Here is an 18,919-nt window from a genome sequence, read left to right on the forward strand (position 1 = left end):
AGCTTTTATATTTGTCTGGTTGTATATAAACAGCATAGAACGCTAGTTTAGAAAGTTATTAAGTTTTATTACCTCGGTCAAAGCAAACGTTTTTCCTCACACACTAGATAAAAACCTTACATGATTATGAAAATGATAATTGATCTCATTTTTATTTAAGGGCAGAATACGCGCCATTGTATTAATCCTATAAATGAATTCGCTCTCTATATGAAATTTACTCATGTTTTTTTAGGGCTCATAATTACCTCTAGTTCTGGCTTTGCTGCTGATGATTTCAACTGGCTTCGAGATGATGCTCGTAAAGATGAGCGAGTTCTTACCTACCTAACAGAACAAAACCACAAAACTGAACAGCACCAAAAAAGTTATCAGACGTTGACAAAAAACCTACTCACCCAGTGGGGTACCATGGTGGCAGACAAAGGTGATAAGCCATGGCCGATCATGAGTGGAAGAGAGTGGACGCTAACGCGTCGCGATGGTCGTTACTTACTATTATCCCGTGCGAGTCAACATGCACCAGAAAACGTGGTGTTCGATTTCGATGAACGACAATCTGCGCATCAGTACTACCAACTTGGTCAATGGCAAGTGAATGGTGACACGCTACTTTTCACGGAAGATATCGACGGCAGCGAACAATATCGCGCCGTGGTTGTTGATTTACTCTCCGGCCAATCTACGGAACTGGCGACGCACGTCGATAGTGGCGTATTGTTGTCACCTAACGGGAAAGTGGCATTCCTCGTTGCAAAGGAAAAGCGCACTCAGCGACCTCATCAGATCTTACGTATCTCCACTGAATCTTTGGCAAAAACAGTCCTATGGAATGAACCCAAGTCAGATTGGTTACTTTCTTTCTATCGTGCGGCAGATAGCCGTTATGCTGTGCTGCAAAGCAACAACGAGTCAACAACAGAGCAGAAGCTTGTCGATCTAGAAACGGGCACTGTCTCAGATTCATTGCGAAAGCCTGAAGTGGGTGTGGAATATTACGCGGATGTGGCGAAAGGTTACATTTATCTTAAAAGCAACCTGGAAGGAAAGTTCGCCCTTTACCAAGCCGAACTCGCACCGCTTGGCGCAACATGGCAACGCTTTACCAATCCTCGTGAGCCGCTTGAACAGTTCTACCTTTATGATGCAGGAGTTGTGGCACTTAGTAAGCCAAACAACTTGTCGACATTGACGGTGTATTCTTACCAAGGGCAGGAAAAAGTGATACTGCCATTGGAGCACGATGGTAATGTCGCTTGGCTAAGCACGTTGGGCGATTTTGAATCAAACAAGATTCGTATCCGAAGCATGTCGATGACTACGCCTCCTCAGTGGGAAGAGTTTGATGTAAAAACGCTGAATAAATCCGTGTACTCTCAAGATGCTTACCAAGACTTTGATAGTCAGCGTTATGTATCCCAACGTATTTTTATTAAGCACGACGGCGTTTCTGTCCCGGTCTCTTTGGCGTATCGCAAAGACAAATTGCACCCACAATCTCCTGTGATGATTTACGGTTACGGCGCGTATGGTTTTACGATGAAACCGTACTTTATGCCTCAGGTTATCAGTTTACTCGACCAAGGTGTGATTTACGCTATCGCCCATGTCCGTGGCGGTGGGTACTTTGGCGATGAATGGCACGAGCAAGGCCGTGGTGTGCGAAAAGCCAATTCTATTGGTGATTTTGTCGCGGCCGCGAAGGCGCTGCAAACATTCGAACGTGGCAATAGAGAGGTTTTCGCCATCGGTTCTAGTGCTGGTGGCACGTTGGTGGCCGGATCGGTTAATCAAGATCCTAAATTGTTTTCAGGTGTCGTACTTAAAGTGCCTTTTGTTGATGTGGTTGCAAGTATGTCGGATACCTCACTTCCGCTTACCACACAGCAGTATGGCGAATGGGGTAACCCAACCAAACCTGAACAATTGGCGTTAATGAAGGCGTACGATCCGATTCTCAATATCCATAAAGACGCTTACCCACCCATGTTTGTTCAAGTCGGTTTAATCGATCAGCGCGTGCCATATTGGGAAGGCGCTAAGTATCTCGCTAAAGTTTCAGCGTTAAGTGAGCGCAACGGGCCGTACTTGTTGCAAACTGATTTTAATTCGGGCCACCAAATGGACCCACGACAAGCGCAAGAACAACAAGCAAAAGAATACGCATTTCTACTATCACTCATTAAAATATCTAAAGCGGAGCAGTAAATGAAGCTTACCCCAGTGTCAGCGGCAGTACTTTCGGTACTTGCTGCCAGTCAAGTGCACGCCGAATCTAAGGTTTTCTCAATGGAAGAGGTGGTGGTAACCGCCAATAAAATCGATCAGCCATTGTCAAAAGTGGCAGGTAGTGTCGCGGTTATCACAAACGAGCAAATCGAAGAAAGAGGCGAGACCGAGCTATATGACGTGCTGCGTAACGAACCTGGTGTAAGCGTGACGGGCGGTGCAGGACGTCCGCAAAACATTACCATCCGTGGTATGACAGGTAACCGCATTATGATCGTTCGTGATGGCATTCGTTCTGCAGATGGCTTCGGTGCGAATGACATTAATGATGCGGTTGGGCGAGATACTTTTGATTTATCCAATTTTGAATCGCTTCAAATCATTAAGGGTGCAAGCTCTTCGGTGCATGGCTCTGGCGCGATCGGCGGTGTGGTGATTTTAGAATCCAGTCAGCCGGGTGATTTCTTAAAAGACAAAGACTTCTACACCGATGTTTCCGGTACTTACACCGATATCAGCAACAAGTACAAAGGCACGAGTAATCTAGCTTTTCGTTCCGGTGATACAGAGAGTTTGTTTAACGTTTCATACTGGCAAGGACAAGAAACACGTAACTTTGATGAAGATTTGTATAACCGCGACCTCGATGGTTACAGCGGTGCTTATACGATCAACCACTTTTTCAATGAAGAGGTGATGTTGAAAGCCAAAGCGGAACTCTACACCCAGAACCAAGAGCGTTTGGAGGGTTCGCCGTCCATTCAACCTGATGGAATTTGGCATATTGAAGACTTTGCTGAGGATGAAACCTCCGAAGAGTACAGCGCTTACATTGGTGCAGAGGTGACACCGATTAATCCAACTTGGTTCGAAGAGTTGGATACCAAAGTTTACTGGCGTCACACCGAAGTGGTGGAAGACACCAACCGTTTAATGCGCCAAGTGGATCACAATGGTTTGATCACCAAGCGTCGCGAGCTGGAACACAAAACCTTCATTGACGAAACAATTGGCTTCCGTGGCGATTTCACCAATACGATTTATGCAGCAAATGCTGAGCACCAATTGGCTTACGGTGTTGAGCTTTCTACAGACTATTACGAACGCACAGATAGCGACTCCAAGATTGATTGGAACGGAGTAACACCTTCGACCAAACAACCTTTCGCTCCTGCTCGTGCTTATAACATTGGCTTGTATGTTCGAGACATGGTGGAACTGGATAAATGGACCATCACAGGTGGCCTACGCTTTGATGCCCACCGTCTCACGCCAGACGGTGCGGGTGAAGTGGGCGGCTTCCCATTAAAAGACATGGATAGCTCAGAGGTATCTCCAAGTCTGTCGGTTTCGCGTGAAGTATTTGCCAACAACATTGCTTATGTATCTTATAACCATGGTTACCGTGCTCCGGAATACGATAAAGCGTATGGCTTCGTAAGCCACGACTTTGTGCCGCTCACGCCGTTTGTCATTGCACCAAACATGGATCTAGAAGCTGAAACTTCCGACTCATTTGAAATCGGTAACAAGTTCGATAACGGTCGTGCGTATGTCTATGCGTCTTTGTTCTACAACAAGTTTGAAAACTTCATCGACGTTGTGACCACGGGCTTTGACTCAAGCAATGGTAATTACATTAAACAATACCAAAACCTCGATGGTGTTGAGACGTATGGTGCAGAGCTTTCTGCGGGTTACGCGATCACTAAGCGATGGAACATCAGCACCAAGTTTGGCTACGTAGATGGCAAAGACGCGGAAGGTGAATACGTTCGAAGCATTACGCCATTCGAAGGTAACGCTCAACTGAAATACGTCAACCAAGACTTCAATGCTTACGTGGCTTGGAACTGGGCCGCGGCCATGGATCGCGTTCCTAAATGCCAGACCACGCTTGGTCTAGCGACAGATTGCGCGCAGACAAGTGCGTGGAATACGTTTGATATTGGCGCAACTTACCACGTTTCCAAAGACCTTCGTGTTAGCGCAAACATCATCAATCTGTTCGACAAAGAATACATCCGATACCAAGACGTAGCGGGTATCGCTGAGGAAAGTAAGCGTTACTCAACTGAGCCTGGGCGCTACTTCACGCTAAATGCAAAATACGAATTCTAGGACGAAATCATGAAGCTAAAACCATTGGCGTTTTCGCTGCTTATTGCTTGTACCCCTGCGGCACAGGCTGCAGAGTGGGATTATCCCGCAACGGACTCTGTGGTAACGAATGAAGCGCAAGCGAAAACTTATCTAGACAGCCACTACTCGGAAGCGGGCGAGTTTAAGTTCCGTTACAAAACCCAGTCTCAGCTTGGTGAGCATTACAATTTTGATGTTTGGGTAAACGGTGAATATCAAGCACAGCGCACCCTCGTAGTAACAACCGATAAAAATCATCACGTTGTGCGAGTGTTTAAGAGCCTTGAAGATACGATCATTCGTAACGGCAAACCAACGGTTGCAATGGAATTGGAATCACCTCGCCAACTGCAAGCACAAGAGCCACCTGCTTTGAGCTCTGGAAGTCTGGTTGATGTTGAGGTTTCTTTGTTCAACCCAGATCTTCGCACCATGCAACAGCAAGCGGCACCAGAATCGACGTGGTCAGCACTATCCGATTACCCTCAGCCGATCGAGTACGTCACCAAGTCGATTGAGGTTTTACAGTCCGGCGGTAAGTTCTATTTGTCTAACCCAAGATTGAAGCAAGTGGATGCGACGGGCTTATTTGCAGCCCCAACACCTGGTGAAGCGCCTGTACTTGATACGTTGGATTTTCTCAGCGCAGAAGGGGTTCAAGCATTTGACAGTGTTGATGAGATGCAAAGTACCGAGTTTGGTGACAATGCGTTTCCACAGTTGATGGCTTTTTATCATCTTGATAGCTCGATCCAATATCTGACAAGCCTGACTTACGACTTGTTTGATGAACCGCTTCGTTTTGATGCTCGCGGTTTATCAAAAGATAACTCTACTTACTATTACGGTCCGAAAGCACTCATGTTAGGTGTCGGTGGTGTTTCTCCAGATGCAGTTGATGCTGATGTGGTGATACACGAGCTTGGGCATGGCATTCATTACCAAATAGTACCGGATTGGGCGTACGGTCACACTGGGGCTATCGCAGAAGGTTTTGCTGATTACTGGGCGGGCAGCGCGAGCTACCGCACTCAATATTTGGATGCTTCGCGTCGTGGTCAAGAATTCGAGTTAGATACGGTGTTCAACTGGGACGGTGTGTTCGGAACACGCAAAACAACTCGTAGCTTATGGAACCAAAGAGCGCGTTACTTCGAGGGCTCAGAGTATCCAGCGCACGTTAGTGTGGGCGGTGAACTAGGCGACGAGCTATGGTCAACGCCACTGTTCCAAGCACTTAAAGCATCGGTTGAACGATACGGTGATGATACCGATAACGTGTTCCGTGAGTTTGACGCCATTGTACTTGAAGGCATGTACGGCATTGGTCGTGGCGTGAAAATGCATGATCTGGCGGAATCGACCGTGTTTGCCGCAAACACCTTGTTCCCAAATAAAGATTACGCCCAATTCCTGACGGACAGCTTCAACAAACACAACTTACTCAAAGCGCCTCTTCGCGTTCGCTATAACGCTCGATACATCGCACAAGGTCAAGACGTTGGTGTGAGCCTGAGCCAAACTGGTCGCGAAGCGAGCATCAAAGGGCAATGGCAGCTAAACAACGCATCTGTTTTCGACTTTGATGAAACGCTTTCTGACTCGACCTCAATGAAGGTGGCGTTACCAAGCGGTCTAACATGTGGCACGCAATTCGATTCCTCTATTTCATTGGATTATCAATTTGCTGAAGGCCTAAAGACTCACCAGTGGAGTGATAAGGTGATGCTGGTTAATGGTACGCCAGAGCTCGATATCCAGCCTCAACCAGTGAACTCCGCTTTGCCGGAACAGGGCGACAGACTGTTCTCTCAGACGCTATCGGACAAGTCACGCACGATTGATGATTCGTTTGCGGTTTACCTGAACATCGAGCATGACTCACTGCAAGATCTGCAAGTGACGCTAGTGTCTCCACAAGGCAAATCGGTCGTGCTACTTAGCCATCAATCAAGCAATACCAAAGGACTTAAAGGTTACTTCACCGCTCAGTATGACGAGGAGTTACGAGCACTTGTCGGTCAACCGAGTTGGGGTACTTGGCGTCTCGAAGTGTCTGACCGCGTGTCAGGGAATTCTGGGGTGTTGAAAGAGTGGGGTGTGAGTCACTTTGCTCAGTATCAGTGTAGTGCTGATACCACTAAAGAAAGCAGTGGCGGTGATTCAGGTGGCAGTGGTTCGCCTTGGACCTTGTTAGGACTTGTCCTGCTTTCAATGGTGAGAGTGATTCGCTCTCGTTAATTAAAATCAAAAGAAGATAAAATCTATGAAGTTTCAATATTCTTTCGTTGCTATGTCACTAGCCCTAGCTGGCTGTGGCGGTGGTTCTGGTGGTGACACGTCGGCACCGACCTATGATGTAGCTGGCACCATCGTTTCTGCAGGTACACTTCTTGATACGCCAGTGTGCATCGATTTAAACCAAAACTACGTTTGTGATACGACCGAGCCGAGTGCTAAAACGGATAATGCCGGTAAATTTAGCCTGACTTCAAGCGACAAAAACGTACTAACCAGCACCATTCTTGCTCAAGTTGATCAAGGTTCGAACCAAACGTTGCGTCTTGCGGCTCCGGGCCAAAACTTAGCAACGGGTAACACGGTCAATGGTGTAACAACGTTGCTCGCAGGTCTTGTGGTTGACGGTAAAACCGTTGCTCAAGCTGAGGAGATTGTGAAAGCACAACTCACCGATGCCGGTGTTTCTCTGTCTGGAACGGTAATGTCTAACGCAGAAGCCAGCGAGCTAGATAAGCTAGAGCAAAACACGGTTGCACTATTAGCTGCAATGCAGCCACAACAAATGACCCAAGGCGTAGCGCTGCTTGCTCAAAGCCTTAGCTTCCAGGGTAAATCATTGGCCTCTGATCTTCTGTCTGAAGTGGAAGTGAGTGCATTTGCTGAAGAAATTGTAGCGGTTGCTGAACAAACGGTTGGTAGTAACGATACGGGCGCCGTTCTTTATTTTGCTGAAGGAGCAGCAGACGTAGCAGAGGTTCAAGCGTCTTACCCTGGTCAAGATGCGGAATACGGCTTCGACAAAGAGGACAAGCAAACGTCGACAGGCGCTGGCTTTAAGTTCGTTAAGCTAGATTCACAAGGTGCAGCTTTAGCAGCAGATGCGACTAAGTGGGCTTGTACTATGGACGAACGTACTGGTCTTGTTTGGGAAAATAAGAGTGCGGATGCGAGCTCGGTTCAATTTAAAGATCGCCTATTTGCGTTTGAGTCTGAAACATTTAAGCCATTTAGCAAAGATGTAGAGCTTGCAGGTTGTAAAGACGCTGGTGATGAAGTTTGTACCACTAGCCAATATGTTGAGTACATAAACAAACAATCGTTATGTGGAATCAATGGTTGGCGCTTGCCTACTTACCGTGAAACATATGACTTATTAGATTTTGGTGAACAAACGCGGTTCGCTCCGAACGAGGAATATGCGCCACACAACGTGTATGGTTTCAATGTTAAATACTTCCCACAGCAAACGATAGGCAGTCCTTATTTAGAGTATGGTGCGTTTTGGCATAGCGACTTTACGTTTGTGAATACATCATCACAGCTCGTTGATGCTGAGGTTTATTTTCCTGCAATTATCTCTCGGGGCGTAGATAGAGGCACTATTTCACTCGTCGATATTCGCTCAAGCAACACAAGTGCAGACGCCGATGACTCATACCAATTCCCAATCCGTCTAGTAGCAGTAAAGGGCCAATAAGATGAAGAAATTAATAACTGTACTATCTCTTGCTTTGGCTTCTCAAACTGCAATGGCTGCACAAGAGTGTTCTACTGACTTTGCTAAAACGGCACCTAACACGCGTTATACATATTCTGATAACGGTACCGTAACTGACTTAAAAACAGGTCTTACATGGATGCGCTGTCCAGTTGGTATGACATGGAATGTAGGAAATCAAGAATGCCAGGGGACGCGATCTACAATGTCATGGCAACTCGCTCTCTCCACAGCCAAACAAATTCGTAATAAGGACGGCAACCATCCTCTTCACAATTTTGCTGACAAAAAAAATTGGCGACTAGCAAATATCAAAGAGCTGGTATCTCTAACTGAGCGAGCTTGCCACAGCCCAGCCATAAATAGTACAGGGTTTGCTAGCGGCTATAGTCTGACAGATGGAGATGATGTTCTAGGGCGTTATGTCTGGAGCAACACACCTAATGGCGACGGTAAGCATGTTGCAACTTTTGATACGACTAATGGTGAGGTTTTCAATAGAGATCCGTTAAACTCAAGTTTCAAAAGTTCTCTCTTGTTAGTGACAGATGAATAATAATTATTACGTTAATAAGGGTTGATAGCTTTGCCTTTATAAGAAGCTCCGCCAGTGCGGAGCTTTTTCTTTTCTGACCTTTGGAGCTTATCGTGTTGTTCAGAGATTTAAACTTGGAACTGCTTAAGCTGATGTTTTTGGTTTTCTGCTAAACCAGACAACTCTTGCGCTGCCGCGGCGGATTGAGTGATACCAGTTACGTTCTGGCTCACTAGTTCATAGATGTTCGTTAAGTTGTTGTTGATATCAGCCGTGACCTGTTTCTGCTCTTCTGATGCGGTTGCAACTTGAGTGTTGATTGAGTTCAGATCGGCGATAGCATTACTGATATTAGCAAGTGATTGGCTAACTTCTTGTGTCAGAGCTTGGTTGTCTGACAACATGGCTAAGCTGGAATGCATACTTTCATTTGCGTGACCAGATTGTTGCTGTAGCTCTTCTATAATGGTTTGGATCTCTTTGGTGGACTCCTGAGTTCGTGCTGCCAGCATACGTACTTCATCGGCCACTACCGCAAAGCCTCTGCCACTTTCGCCCGCTCGTGCAGCTTCAATCGCTGCATTCAGTGCAAGTAGATTCGTTTGCTCAGAAATACCTTCAATCACTTCGATCACGCGACCAATGTGTTCTGATTGATCTTTTAGCGAAGTTACGACGGCAGCGGCTTCGTTAAGTTGTTCCGCCATCTTTTCACTTGCGCGAGTGCTTTCCCCAAACATGCTTATACTTTGTGAGGTTAACGTACGTGCTTGATTTGATGCACTATCAGCTTCTTGTGCATTGGTCGATACTTCAGCTGCGGTCGACTCTAGCTGATTGATCGCCGAGGCTACTTGCTCAACTTCTTGCTTTTCTTGATCCGAGTTGACGCTGCTTTGAGTCATAACAGTTGCTAACTCGGTTGATGCTGATGCCACATCTTCACTAATGCGAACCAATGCGCTTACAGTTTCACGTAGTTTTTCTATGGTCTGGTTTACATCTCGAGCCAGCTGAGACACTTCGTTTTTCCCGATGGCTTCGGCCTTAACTAGTAGGTTTCCCTTCGCGACTTCCTGCATCGTTACTTGAAGGTTACGAATCGGCGCAACGATGTAGCTGGCGAGTACCCAACTAATAAGTGAAGCGGCACTCAAGATCACCGCAAGCGAGACGGCGCTGTAAGTTAGCGTGGTTGAATGTTGTTCGCCATTCGTTTCGACTTCATCGGTGACGATTTGATTCAATTGTTTAGATAGTTTGTCGATGGCGTTGATCATCGCTTCGCCAGCTAATCGATACTCAGCCATTGCAGATTCGTACTTTTGATTGAAATCAGAGGTGGTGTAATCAGAAGTGTGTTTAGTGGTGAGCAGAGGTGTCATGGTAACGCGAGTGAAATCAACATAGTGATTCATGGCCTTACGCATAGCATTGACTTCATTTTGAACGCCAGGGAGATTGTCGATGGAGTTAAGAAAATCGCGGTTTTTGTTTTGTCGCTCAGAAAGCTCTTGGTTGAGAGACTGAACATCTTCGGCTCTAAATAGACTATAAATGGCTTTGATGCGCATGGCGTAAGTGTTGTCTACGATGCCGCTAAGTTCCTCTTTGTGAATGATTAGCTTATGGGTGGAAGCCGAAACCTTATTGAATGCTTGATCGAGTTTACCGATTCCGACACTCAGTCCAATGATGAGTAATATAACTGTGAATAGAACAGGCAGAAAAACCTGAAGTTTAATAGAAAGCGTACTAAGAAATTGACGCATGAGATTGACCCTCTATCGGTTTGATTATTATCTTTTTTATAAATAAGCATTTCGATTTTAATTGTTATATTTGTCAAATCAATGAGTTACTCATATCTAATTGTTATGAAATGTACCAAAATCGATGGGGTTATCATCTTGAACATGAGGCAACGTTATAAAAACGTTACGTTCAAATTGAGTGAGGGATAAGTCGCGGAATTAATAGTTAGAAATGACAACGTGTCATAGAGGGTTCAACTAAGTGAAACACAACTGTCATATTCAAATTCTAAAGTGAGCACCGTTCAAGTGAAACACAACGGCAATAAAGCCACTTAAGGAAATTGTGATGAAAAAGACAGTAATCGGTGCAATCGCACTTCTAGGCGCAATGGCAGTGACTCCTGTTTCTGCTAAAGAAACTATCTCTGCAGTGGGTTCTAGCAGCGTAACTCCACTGATGGAAGTTTTCTCTGAAACGTACATGAAGAAGAACCCTAACGTATTTATCGAAGTTCAAGGTCCTGGTTCTTCAGCTGGTGTAAAAGCAGCGAAAAATGGTTCAGCAGACCTTGGTATGTCTTCTCGTAATCTAAAAGACTCTGAAAAAGAATCAACACTAATCGAAGAAGTGGTTGCTCGTGATGGTATCGCAGTGGTTGTTAACCCACAAAACAAACTGCCAGGTCTAACAGCCGAGCAAGTGACTGCAATCTACAAAGGCGAAGTATCAAACTGGAAAGAAGTCGGTGGTGCAGACAAGCCAATCGTAGCCATTACTCGTGACACAGCTTCTGGTACTCGTGGCGCATTTGAAGACATCATGTCTCTAAAAATGAAGATTTCTGGTAAGAAAGTATCAGCTATCTCTCAACGTGCTCAAGTTGCAAACGGTAACGGCGCACTGAAAACAATGGTTGCATCTAACCCATACGCAATCGGCTACATTTCTCTTGGTACTGTAGACAACACTGTTAATGCGCTAGCAATCGACGGCGTTGATGCAACGGTAGCTAACGTTAAAAACGGTTCTTACAAAGTAGCGCGTCCATTCCTTGTTCTTTACAAAGAAGGCAAGCCATCAACAGAAACGCAAAAATTCCTAGACTGGATGCTAACTGACGAAGCGCAAGCGCTAGTTGACCAAAAAGGTTACATCTCAGTTAACTAATCCCATCGGGACTCTAAAGTTTGCTCAGCCCAACGTTTCGGGCTGAGCCTTTTCTATCCATTGTGTTCAACGGCATTGCCCAGAACCGTGAGATTTTTAAATGACCATCGCAACAAATAGTGAAAAGCTTATGAATACTGACGCTAGAGCTATCAGCAAGTCAGGCCTACGCGAGAAGCGTCGTGTAGACTGGAAAGAGCGCATCTTCCACGGCTTGTTCCTAACGAGTGCCGTAATCGGCATTGTTTCATTGGCCGTTATTGCATACTTCATCGTTCGAGAGAGTATTCCGGCATTCCAAGAAGCAGGCGTATCGGGCATTGTCTTAGGACAAAACTGGTTACCACCTGCGCTTTACGGTGTCGCCACCATGATTGTGGCATCTATCGTATCGACGGCTGGTGCTGTCATTGTTGGGGTTCCAATTGGTGTTCTGACCGCCATTTTTATCGCTGAAATCGCACCAAAGCGATTAGCAGACATCATCCGTCCAGCGGTTGAGCTGCTAGCCGGTATTCCTTCAGTGGTCTACGGTTTCTTCGGTCTGGTTATTATCGTTCCATTGATTCAGAAGGTATTTGATGTACCTGCAGGTAATACTATCCTTGCCGGTATCATTGTTCTTGGTGTGATGATTCTACCAACGGTAATTACGGTATCTGAAACGTCTATCCGCGCTGTCCCTCGTACTTATAAAGAAGGTTCTTTGGCACTGGGCGCATCGAAAATCTACACCATCTTTAAGTTGCTCGTTCCAGCGGCTCGCTCAGGTATCATGACAGGTGTGATACTGGGTATCGGTCGTGCGTTGGGTGAGACCATGGCGATCATTATGGTTATGGGTAACGCGCCGGCAATGCCAGAAGGCATCTTGGATTCGGCTCGTACACTAACTGCAAACATCGCTATTGAAATGTCTTACGCAAGTGGTGTTCACGCGAACGCACTTTACGCTACAGGTGTAGTACTTCTGGTCTTCATCATGTCGTTGAATGCTGTACTACTGTACCTAAACCGAGAAAAAGCGAAGTAATCGCTCGTTAAAGGTGACTATTATGGATCGCGCAAAACTGAAAAAAGCACGCCAGTTCAAAGATAATGTCTTTAACGCATTTGTCTGGATCTCGGCAGCACTAACGGTAGGTTTTTTGTTCTGGATTATCTGGTACATCCTATCAAACGGTCTACAACACGTAGATTGGAACTTCATTACTGATAACTATACGCGCACAGGTGAAGAGCACGGTATCTTCCCAATGATTGTGGCGACCATTTACATGGTTATTGCTTCTATCGCAGTGGCAGCGCCACTCGGTATCATGACGGCAATCTACTTGACCGAATACGCGAAAGTGGGCAGTCGTTTGGTGAAAATCATCCGATTCTGTACCGAGTCATTGGCGGGTATCCCGTCGATCATTTTCGGCCTGTTTGGTATGACTTTCTTCGTGGCGATTCTTGGCCTTGGCTTCTCGATTCTGTCGGGTGCATTGACGCTAAGTATCCTAATCCTGCCAGTGATCATCCGTACAACGGAAGAAGCGCTGATGGCAGTACCACAAACGTACCGTGAAGGCTCTTATGGCCTCGGTGCTTCTAAGATTTACACTATCTGGCGTTTGATTCTTCCGAGCGCAATGCCAGGTATCTTAACCTCGGTCATTCTAAGTATTGGTCGTGTCATTGGTGAGTCTGCTCCAGTATTCCTGACAGCAGGTATGGTTGCACGTATTCCGGATTCTTTATTGGATTCAGGTCGTACGCTAACCGTTCACCTATACAAACTGACTACCGAACTGTTTACCGTTGAAGAATGGAATCAGGCTTACGGTACGGCAACAGTGCTTATCGTGGTTGTTCTCTTGATCAACATGGTAACGAAACTGATTGCTAGACGTTTTAACACCGCAACTTACTAACAACACTAATTAAGAACGCACGTTAAAAGACACGAATTCAAGAATTAAGAGATTAAGACAATGAACAAATTTGATATTGAAAACCTAGACCTATTCTACGGTGACAACCAAGCACTGAAATCGATCAACTTACCAATTCCAGTTCGCCAAGTAACTGCACTTATCGGCCCGTCAGGTTGCGGAAAATCAACGCTTCTACGCTGTTTGAACCGAATGAATGACCTAATCGAAGGCGTGAAAATTACAGGTAAATTGGCGATGGACGGCGAAGATATTTACGGCAACATTGATGTTGCTGACCTTCGCATCAAAGTCGGCATGGTATTCCAAAAGCCAAACCCATTCCCGATGAGCATTTACGAGAACGTGGCTTACGGCTTACGTGCTCAAGGTATCAAAGACAAAAAGACAATTGATGAAGTGGTAGAGCGTTCGCTGCGCGGTGCTGCACTTTGGGATGAGGTGAAAGATCGCCTTAAATCACACGCATTCGGTCTTTCTGGTGGTCAGCAGCAACGTTTATGTATTGCACGTACAATCGCGATGGAGCCTGATGTGATTCTGATGGATGAACCAACGTCGGCACTTGACCCAATTGCGACACACAAAATCGAAGAACTGATGGAAGAGCTAAAGAAGAACTACACCATCGTTATCGTGACTCACTCAATGCAACAGGCGCGTCGTATCTCTGACCGCACTGCGTTTTTCCTAATGGGTGAACTGGTTGAGCACAACGATACGCAAGTGATCTTTAGCAACCCTCAAGACGACCGTACTCAAGGCTACGTAAATGGTGATTTCGGTTAATCCACCGTATTTACAAGCATAACTAAATAACTATAAGCGATGGTAACTTTGCCCCTCTTGATGAGGGGCCTTTTTCTTTTTAAGTCGTAGGCTTAAAACATCTACCAACACAAAAATCTTGTAAATAAGTACAACTTTCCTCCCCAGTTTATAAAGCATGTAACTTATGTGAAACATGGCTTTAAAAGTGCTGAAGAGTTCTCGAATGTAACACTAAGTCTGATAATTTTGCGAATGACTTAACAGCTCAAATTTGAACGTATTGATTGCATATCATGGCCTAAGTAGTTTTTTATCGAGGATAAAAAAGCAGATTAGGTTGGTAGGGTGAGTTTAAGAAGTTTTACAAGAAAAGTGTCTTCAACGAGGGACCATCGGTTGCTAGCGGAGGCAATCTTTGATCATTTAGAGAGTCTGTTCTCCCCTCAAGCCCTCGCTATTTTTGAAGATCCTTCAATTAACCCTCGTCATTCGATGAGCTTCTCTCGCGGAGAGCTTTACCCAACCCAAAACTATCCTGAGACATTCTGGGAGTGGGCAAGTCAGTTTGATACCTCTGAAAGCATCATACCTCTGGCGATCAACACTTGTAACTGGAATCACACCCGAGATTTAGGTGGTGATAGTTACATCATGATGCTCGACAACACGCCTATCAAACGTACCTACCTACTGATTCAATCTGTACATGCTCGCACGGCACATAATATCTATGAAGAAAGTTACGACGCAATGCAACTCGCAGCGGCGCGTTGGCAATGTATTCGTGCTGAAAAAAATGCCTCGAAAGAGATCAGGCACAGAGATATTCGTGAAGCGCAATATGTTGATGAGATTAGCCAACGCGAGCGCTTTATCGAAAATATGAAGTTAGTTCAGCAAGTTGCACTCGAAATCTCTAATCCTGATTCTTTAAAGGACTTGTACTACAAAGCCGTCGAAGCGCTACGTGAACGATTGGGGTTTGATCGCTCTACACTGATGCTTCTCGATATGAAAAAGCGCAGCTTCAGTGGTACATACGGCACGGATGAGTCAGGAATTACGATTGATGAATTTCACACACAATACGATTTACATCAACTTAGCGAGGAGTATATCACCGCGTTATCTAGCCTTGAGAGCAACTTAGTGATTGTAGAAGACGCGCCAATATACACAGCAGGCAAGGTCATCGGGCAGGGCTGGAATGCGATGTTGATTTTACGCGATGGCAATGAACCGTTTGGGTGGTTCGCGCTAGATAACTTTATTCATCGTAAGCCGATAACGGCATATCAAAAACAGATGTTGGACTCGTTTGGTTCACTTTTCTCTCAAATTTACATTCGTAAGCGCCAAGAACAAAACGTACGCATGCTGCATTCAAGCATGGTTGAGTTATCACGTTGCACTACTGTCAGTGGAGTATGCAAATCGGCCGTCACTTTCGCCATTAAAAATCTTGGTATTGATCGAATGGCGGTGTTTTTAACTGATGAAAATTGCTCTTACATGCAAGGAACGTGGGGTACCGATATTCAAGGTAATGTGGTGGATGAATCTTACTTCTTTGGCGAAACCCAAGATTTCTCTCTTATAAATCTGGCTCGCTCAATGCCAAACGAAGTCGCATTTGAAGAATCAGTGCCTATTTATCATGACTGTAATATTGTTGGCTTTGGTTGGGCTGCGATGACGGTATTGACTTCAAATAGCAGTGGTCCTATCGCCTTTATCGCTGTTGATAATTTGCTGACACGTGCGCCCTTAACTTCTCAGTTACGTGAAGTGATTCGTATGTTCGCGTCCAGCTTAGCTGAAGTATTGCAACGTACTCAAGCTCAAGAGGCGATTCGCGAACTAAACGAAAACTTAGAGCTGGAGGTTCAGAACCGAACAAAAGAGTTGGAGGAAGCCAATCGACAGCTTGAGGTACTTTCTAAGCTCGATCCTTTGACGCGTCTTGGTAATCGCCGCATGTTAGAACATGTGATGCAAAAATATTGCGCCCTAGAGTGTGAAGACGACATGTCGTTTGGCCTGATCCTGATTGATATTGACCATTTTGGCTTATTCAATAATCACTATGGTCATCTCGAAGGCGATATCGCATTGATGCGAATTGGCTATATCTTGGATCATCATACCAAAGGTGAAGATGAAGTTTTTTGCCGTATCGGAGGTGAGGAGTTTGCGTTGCTCATGATTGGTTCTGAGCAAGAGGAGGTTCGACTGAGAGCAGAGTGCATTCGTCAATGTATCGAGGGCGAGGGGATAAAGCATCGACATAACCCATAAGGGGAGTTACTTACCGTTTCAGTCGGTTACTCCTGTTATAAAGCGAAAGGCAAAGACTTTAATTTCGACCATTTATATCAGTTGTCGGATAAGGCACTCTATCAAGCGAAGAATCATGGGCGAAATTGTGTAAGGCGATACGAATACGAGCCCCAAGTGTTTGTTGAGTGAGTTATGTTCATAAGAGCAACTTGATAGGGAAGGGGCGGCGGTTGGTGCTCTAGATAAAACCGCTAAAGCAAATTTGGCCGGATAAGAGAATGGGCAGCTCATGAGAGCTGCCATTGTTATCTAGTTATTTATAGCTTTTCGAGTTGGTGGTCGGTTTTCGTTACGTTTGCTTTGCCAAGGTTTTGAATTTTGGCTAGCAGCGAATCAGGTCTCCAAGGTTGTTGGTTAGCACTAAAATACGCTTGATTCATGGCATTAAGCTCTTGCTTAATTGCTTGTACGTCACCAGGGTTTAACCTGTCTTGATGAGTGGTTAAATACTCATTTACAGAGCGTTCAATTTTCGCAGCATCGCCCTCTTCGATGACTTTTTTTAGCGCGTCGATGCAAAGTGGTTGTTCAGTATTTGAAACCGTTCCACTCGCTGTTATTGACCGCTTTTTCCATGCCCAAATAGCGATTCCCAATGTCATTATCCAAAGCCCTAAGAAAACAAAGGTTAATGTTCGCCAGAGACTGTTTACATCGCCGCTTGATTCAGGACTAGGGGCTGACACTAAAGGCGCTGAAAGAGGCGATTCCGGCAACGTGATTAGCCCAGTGTCATTTTTCTCTACGTCTAATGTTAGCTCTGGTAACGTTGTTTTCTTCGCTTCATCATTTTGACTGTCCCACCAGTTCAAGTCGTATCCTGGTAAGGTATATTTCCCGGCCTCTGTAGGAATAATGACTTGCTTCACCGTCATGGTAACGGTGCCATCTCTCGCGCTATCGAACTTAGGTTGTTCGGGATACACGCGCAGTGAACTCGGGTAACTAATATTGACTCGTGGCAGATATTCGGCTTGTGTACCGCGAGCCTTAACTTGAATGGTTCGAGTGAGTGAAGAGCCTTGTTTTACTGTGTTGATTGCGTTAGTCGACAATAGATTACCTTGATCGTCTTGCCAGCTCTGTGTCATTTCTAACGCTGAAGCAGGAAGCCATTCACCTTTAAATTCGCTCGGAATCGGTTTGACCGTGATTGGCATGCGTTCCGCTTTGGTGTTGATAGGCATTATTTTGGTTGAGCCCGTCAAGCTGTCGCCATAAATATAAGAACCGGTCAGTTTAGGACCTATCAAGGTATAAGTGCCTGGTTGATTTGCCGTTAAGCGAAACGACTGCTCTATGACCGCTACTTCTAACCCATTTAAGATCTTCTGTCTTTGTTGTAAGCCACCCAGTGCCTCAAGCTTCATGCCTTCAATCTGCGGAGGTACTATTTGCGGGTTATCTAGGCGTCGAGTGTCCGCTTTAATTAGAAGTTGTATACGTAATGTTGCAGATTGCTGAGGGTAGAGCGTACTGTTGTCGACCGTAATATTGAAGCTAAATAGATCATCAAGATTGGGGTCTGTTTGGCTCGCGTTGACACGTAGTTTGATCGGCTCCGTTTTCATGCCATCAGCGGAAAAACTTGGAATAGTCAGAACACCTTCTTTCATTGGTGCAATTGAGATACTCCACTCGGTACGCACTGATTTTCTTCCGTTAATGTTATTGCTAGAGCGGCCATAACGAGGTTGACCCAAGAAGAAGTCTTTCTCTAGAACATTGAAGTCGATTGCGTCTGAGCTGAGCTCAGTATCTGAAATGATTCTGAGGTTAATCACTTCATTCTTGGCTACTTGTGTTTTATTCACACTAGCTTGAAGTGTCTGTGCCATCACCGAGAAACTGGATATTAGGCTGGCCACAAAAATAAAGACCAGTTTTACGCCTTTGTTCATCACAGGCTTACCACTCCTTTTGAGATTGTTGTGGAGGTTGTTTTTGTTGCGCTTGAAGTTGCATTTGCGCACGGATCAAAAAGCTTGGGTCGCGAGCACTTTCTACTGCTTCTAGTCGACGGAACTCAGGATCATCCTGATGCATTTTTTCGGGATGCGCTTTAGCCTGTATTGGTTCACCTTGATCCTTCACTTGCTTGTCATCTCGTTGCGGTTGATGTTGTTCCGTTTTTTGTTTTTCTTTTTTATTTTCAGAATTTTGCTGATTTTGTGACTGTTGTCCTTGCGCTTCTTTCCCTTCGTTTTGAGACTTTTGTTGCTGTTGCTGTTGCTGTTGCTGTTGCTGTTGCTGTTGCTGTTGCTGTTGCTGTTGCTGTTGCTGTTGCTGTTGCTGTTG

At 45.3% G+C, this 18,919-nt stretch carries 11 protein-coding genes and 2 pseudogenes; 10 read left to right on the forward strand and 3 right to left on the reverse strand.

The genetic code is table 11. The features are described 5' to 3' along the window. Positions 1-210: 210 nt before the first annotated feature. From R7Q09_RS13080 to R7Q09_RS13100, 5 genes are read left to right on the forward strand one after another with little or no spacing between them, the layout of a single operon-like run. Positions 211-2,208, forward strand: coding sequence for a prolyl oligopeptidase family serine peptidase (locus tag R7Q09_RS13080; protein ID WP_262646076.1), 1,998 nt, complete (start codon positions 211-213; stop codon positions 2,206-2,208). Continuing rightward, complete coding sequence (locus tag R7Q09_RS13085; RefSeq protein ID WP_262687368.1) at positions 2,209-4,350, forward strand: TonB-dependent hemoglobin/transferrin/lactoferrin family receptor; 2,142 nt, start codon at positions 2,209-2,211, stop codon at positions 4,348-4,350. A gap of 9 nt (positions 4,351-4,359) precedes the next feature. Continuing rightward, on the forward strand, positions 4,360-6,612 hold the full coding sequence (locus R7Q09_RS13090) for a proprotein convertase P-domain-containing protein (RefSeq protein WP_262687366.1): 2,253 nt from the start codon (positions 4,360-4,362) through the stop codon (positions 6,610-6,612). 25 nt (positions 6,613-6,637) lie between these two features. Continuing rightward, on the forward strand, positions 6,638-8,089 hold the full coding sequence (locus R7Q09_RS13095; protein WP_262646073.1) for a DUF1566 domain-containing protein: 1,452 nt from the start codon (positions 6,638-6,640) through the stop codon (positions 8,087-8,089). A gap of 1 nt (position 8,090) precedes the next feature. Next, positions 8,091-8,666, forward strand: a complete 576-nt coding sequence (locus R7Q09_RS13100; RefSeq protein WP_053307911.1) for a DUF1566 domain-containing protein — start codon at positions 8,091-8,093, stop codon at positions 8,664-8,666. 107 nt (positions 8,667-8,773) lie between these two features. On the opposite strand, the gene R7Q09_RS13105 is transcribed toward R7Q09_RS13100, so the two are convergent. Continuing rightward, positions 8,774-10,417, reverse strand: coding sequence for a methyl-accepting chemotaxis protein (locus tag R7Q09_RS13105; protein WP_054574928.1), 1,644 nt, complete (start codon positions 10,415-10,417; stop codon positions 8,774-8,776). 331 nt (positions 10,418-10,748) lie between these two features. On the opposite strand from R7Q09_RS13105, the gene R7Q09_RS13110 reads away from it, so the two are divergent. The 5 genes and pseudogenes from R7Q09_RS13110 (at position 10,749) to R7Q09_RS13130 (ending at position 16,750) form a co-directional block, all read left to right on the forward strand. Then, positions 10,749-11,570 carry a phosphate ABC transporter substrate-binding protein gene (locus R7Q09_RS13110; protein WP_005375153.1) on the forward strand — a complete coding sequence of 274 codons (822 nt, stop codon included), beginning with the start codon at positions 10,749-10,751 and terminating at the stop codon, positions 11,568-11,570. A 100-nt stretch (positions 11,571-11,670) separates the two neighbouring features. Next, positions 11,671-12,603, forward strand: a complete 933-nt coding sequence (gene pstC / locus R7Q09_RS13115) for a phosphate ABC transporter permease subunit PstC (protein WP_005375154.1) — start codon at positions 11,671-11,673, stop codon at positions 12,601-12,603. Positions 12,604-12,625: 22 nt separating this feature from the next. Continuing rightward, entirely contained in the window at positions 12,626-13,489 is an 864-nt protein-coding gene (pstA, locus tag R7Q09_RS13120; protein WP_005383923.1) for a phosphate ABC transporter permease PstA, read from the forward strand. 60 nt (positions 13,490-13,549) lie between these two features. Beyond that, positions 13,550-14,299 carry a phosphate ABC transporter ATP-binding protein PstB gene (pstB, locus tag R7Q09_RS13125; protein ID WP_005375156.1) on the forward strand — a complete coding sequence of 250 codons (750 nt, stop codon included), beginning with the start codon at positions 13,550-13,552 and terminating at the stop codon, positions 14,297-14,299. Positions 14,300-14,626: 327 nt separating this feature from the next. Beyond that, positions 14,627-16,750, forward strand: a pseudogene (locus R7Q09_RS13130) (GGDEF domain-containing protein). A gap of 128 nt (positions 16,751-16,878) precedes the next feature. Here the strand turns inward: R7Q09_RS13130 and R7Q09_RS13135 are convergent. After that, on the reverse strand, positions 16,879-18,525 hold the full coding sequence (locus R7Q09_RS13135) for a BatD family protein (RefSeq protein ID WP_262687363.1): 1,647 nt from the start codon (positions 18,523-18,525) through the stop codon (positions 16,879-16,881). A 4-nt stretch (positions 18,526-18,529) separates the two neighbouring features. Further along, positions 18,530-18,919 (reverse strand): annotated as a pseudogene (locus R7Q09_RS13140) (hypothetical protein); the annotation flags it as partial.

This window comes from Vibrio sp. 2130-1 (assembly GCF_033339515.1).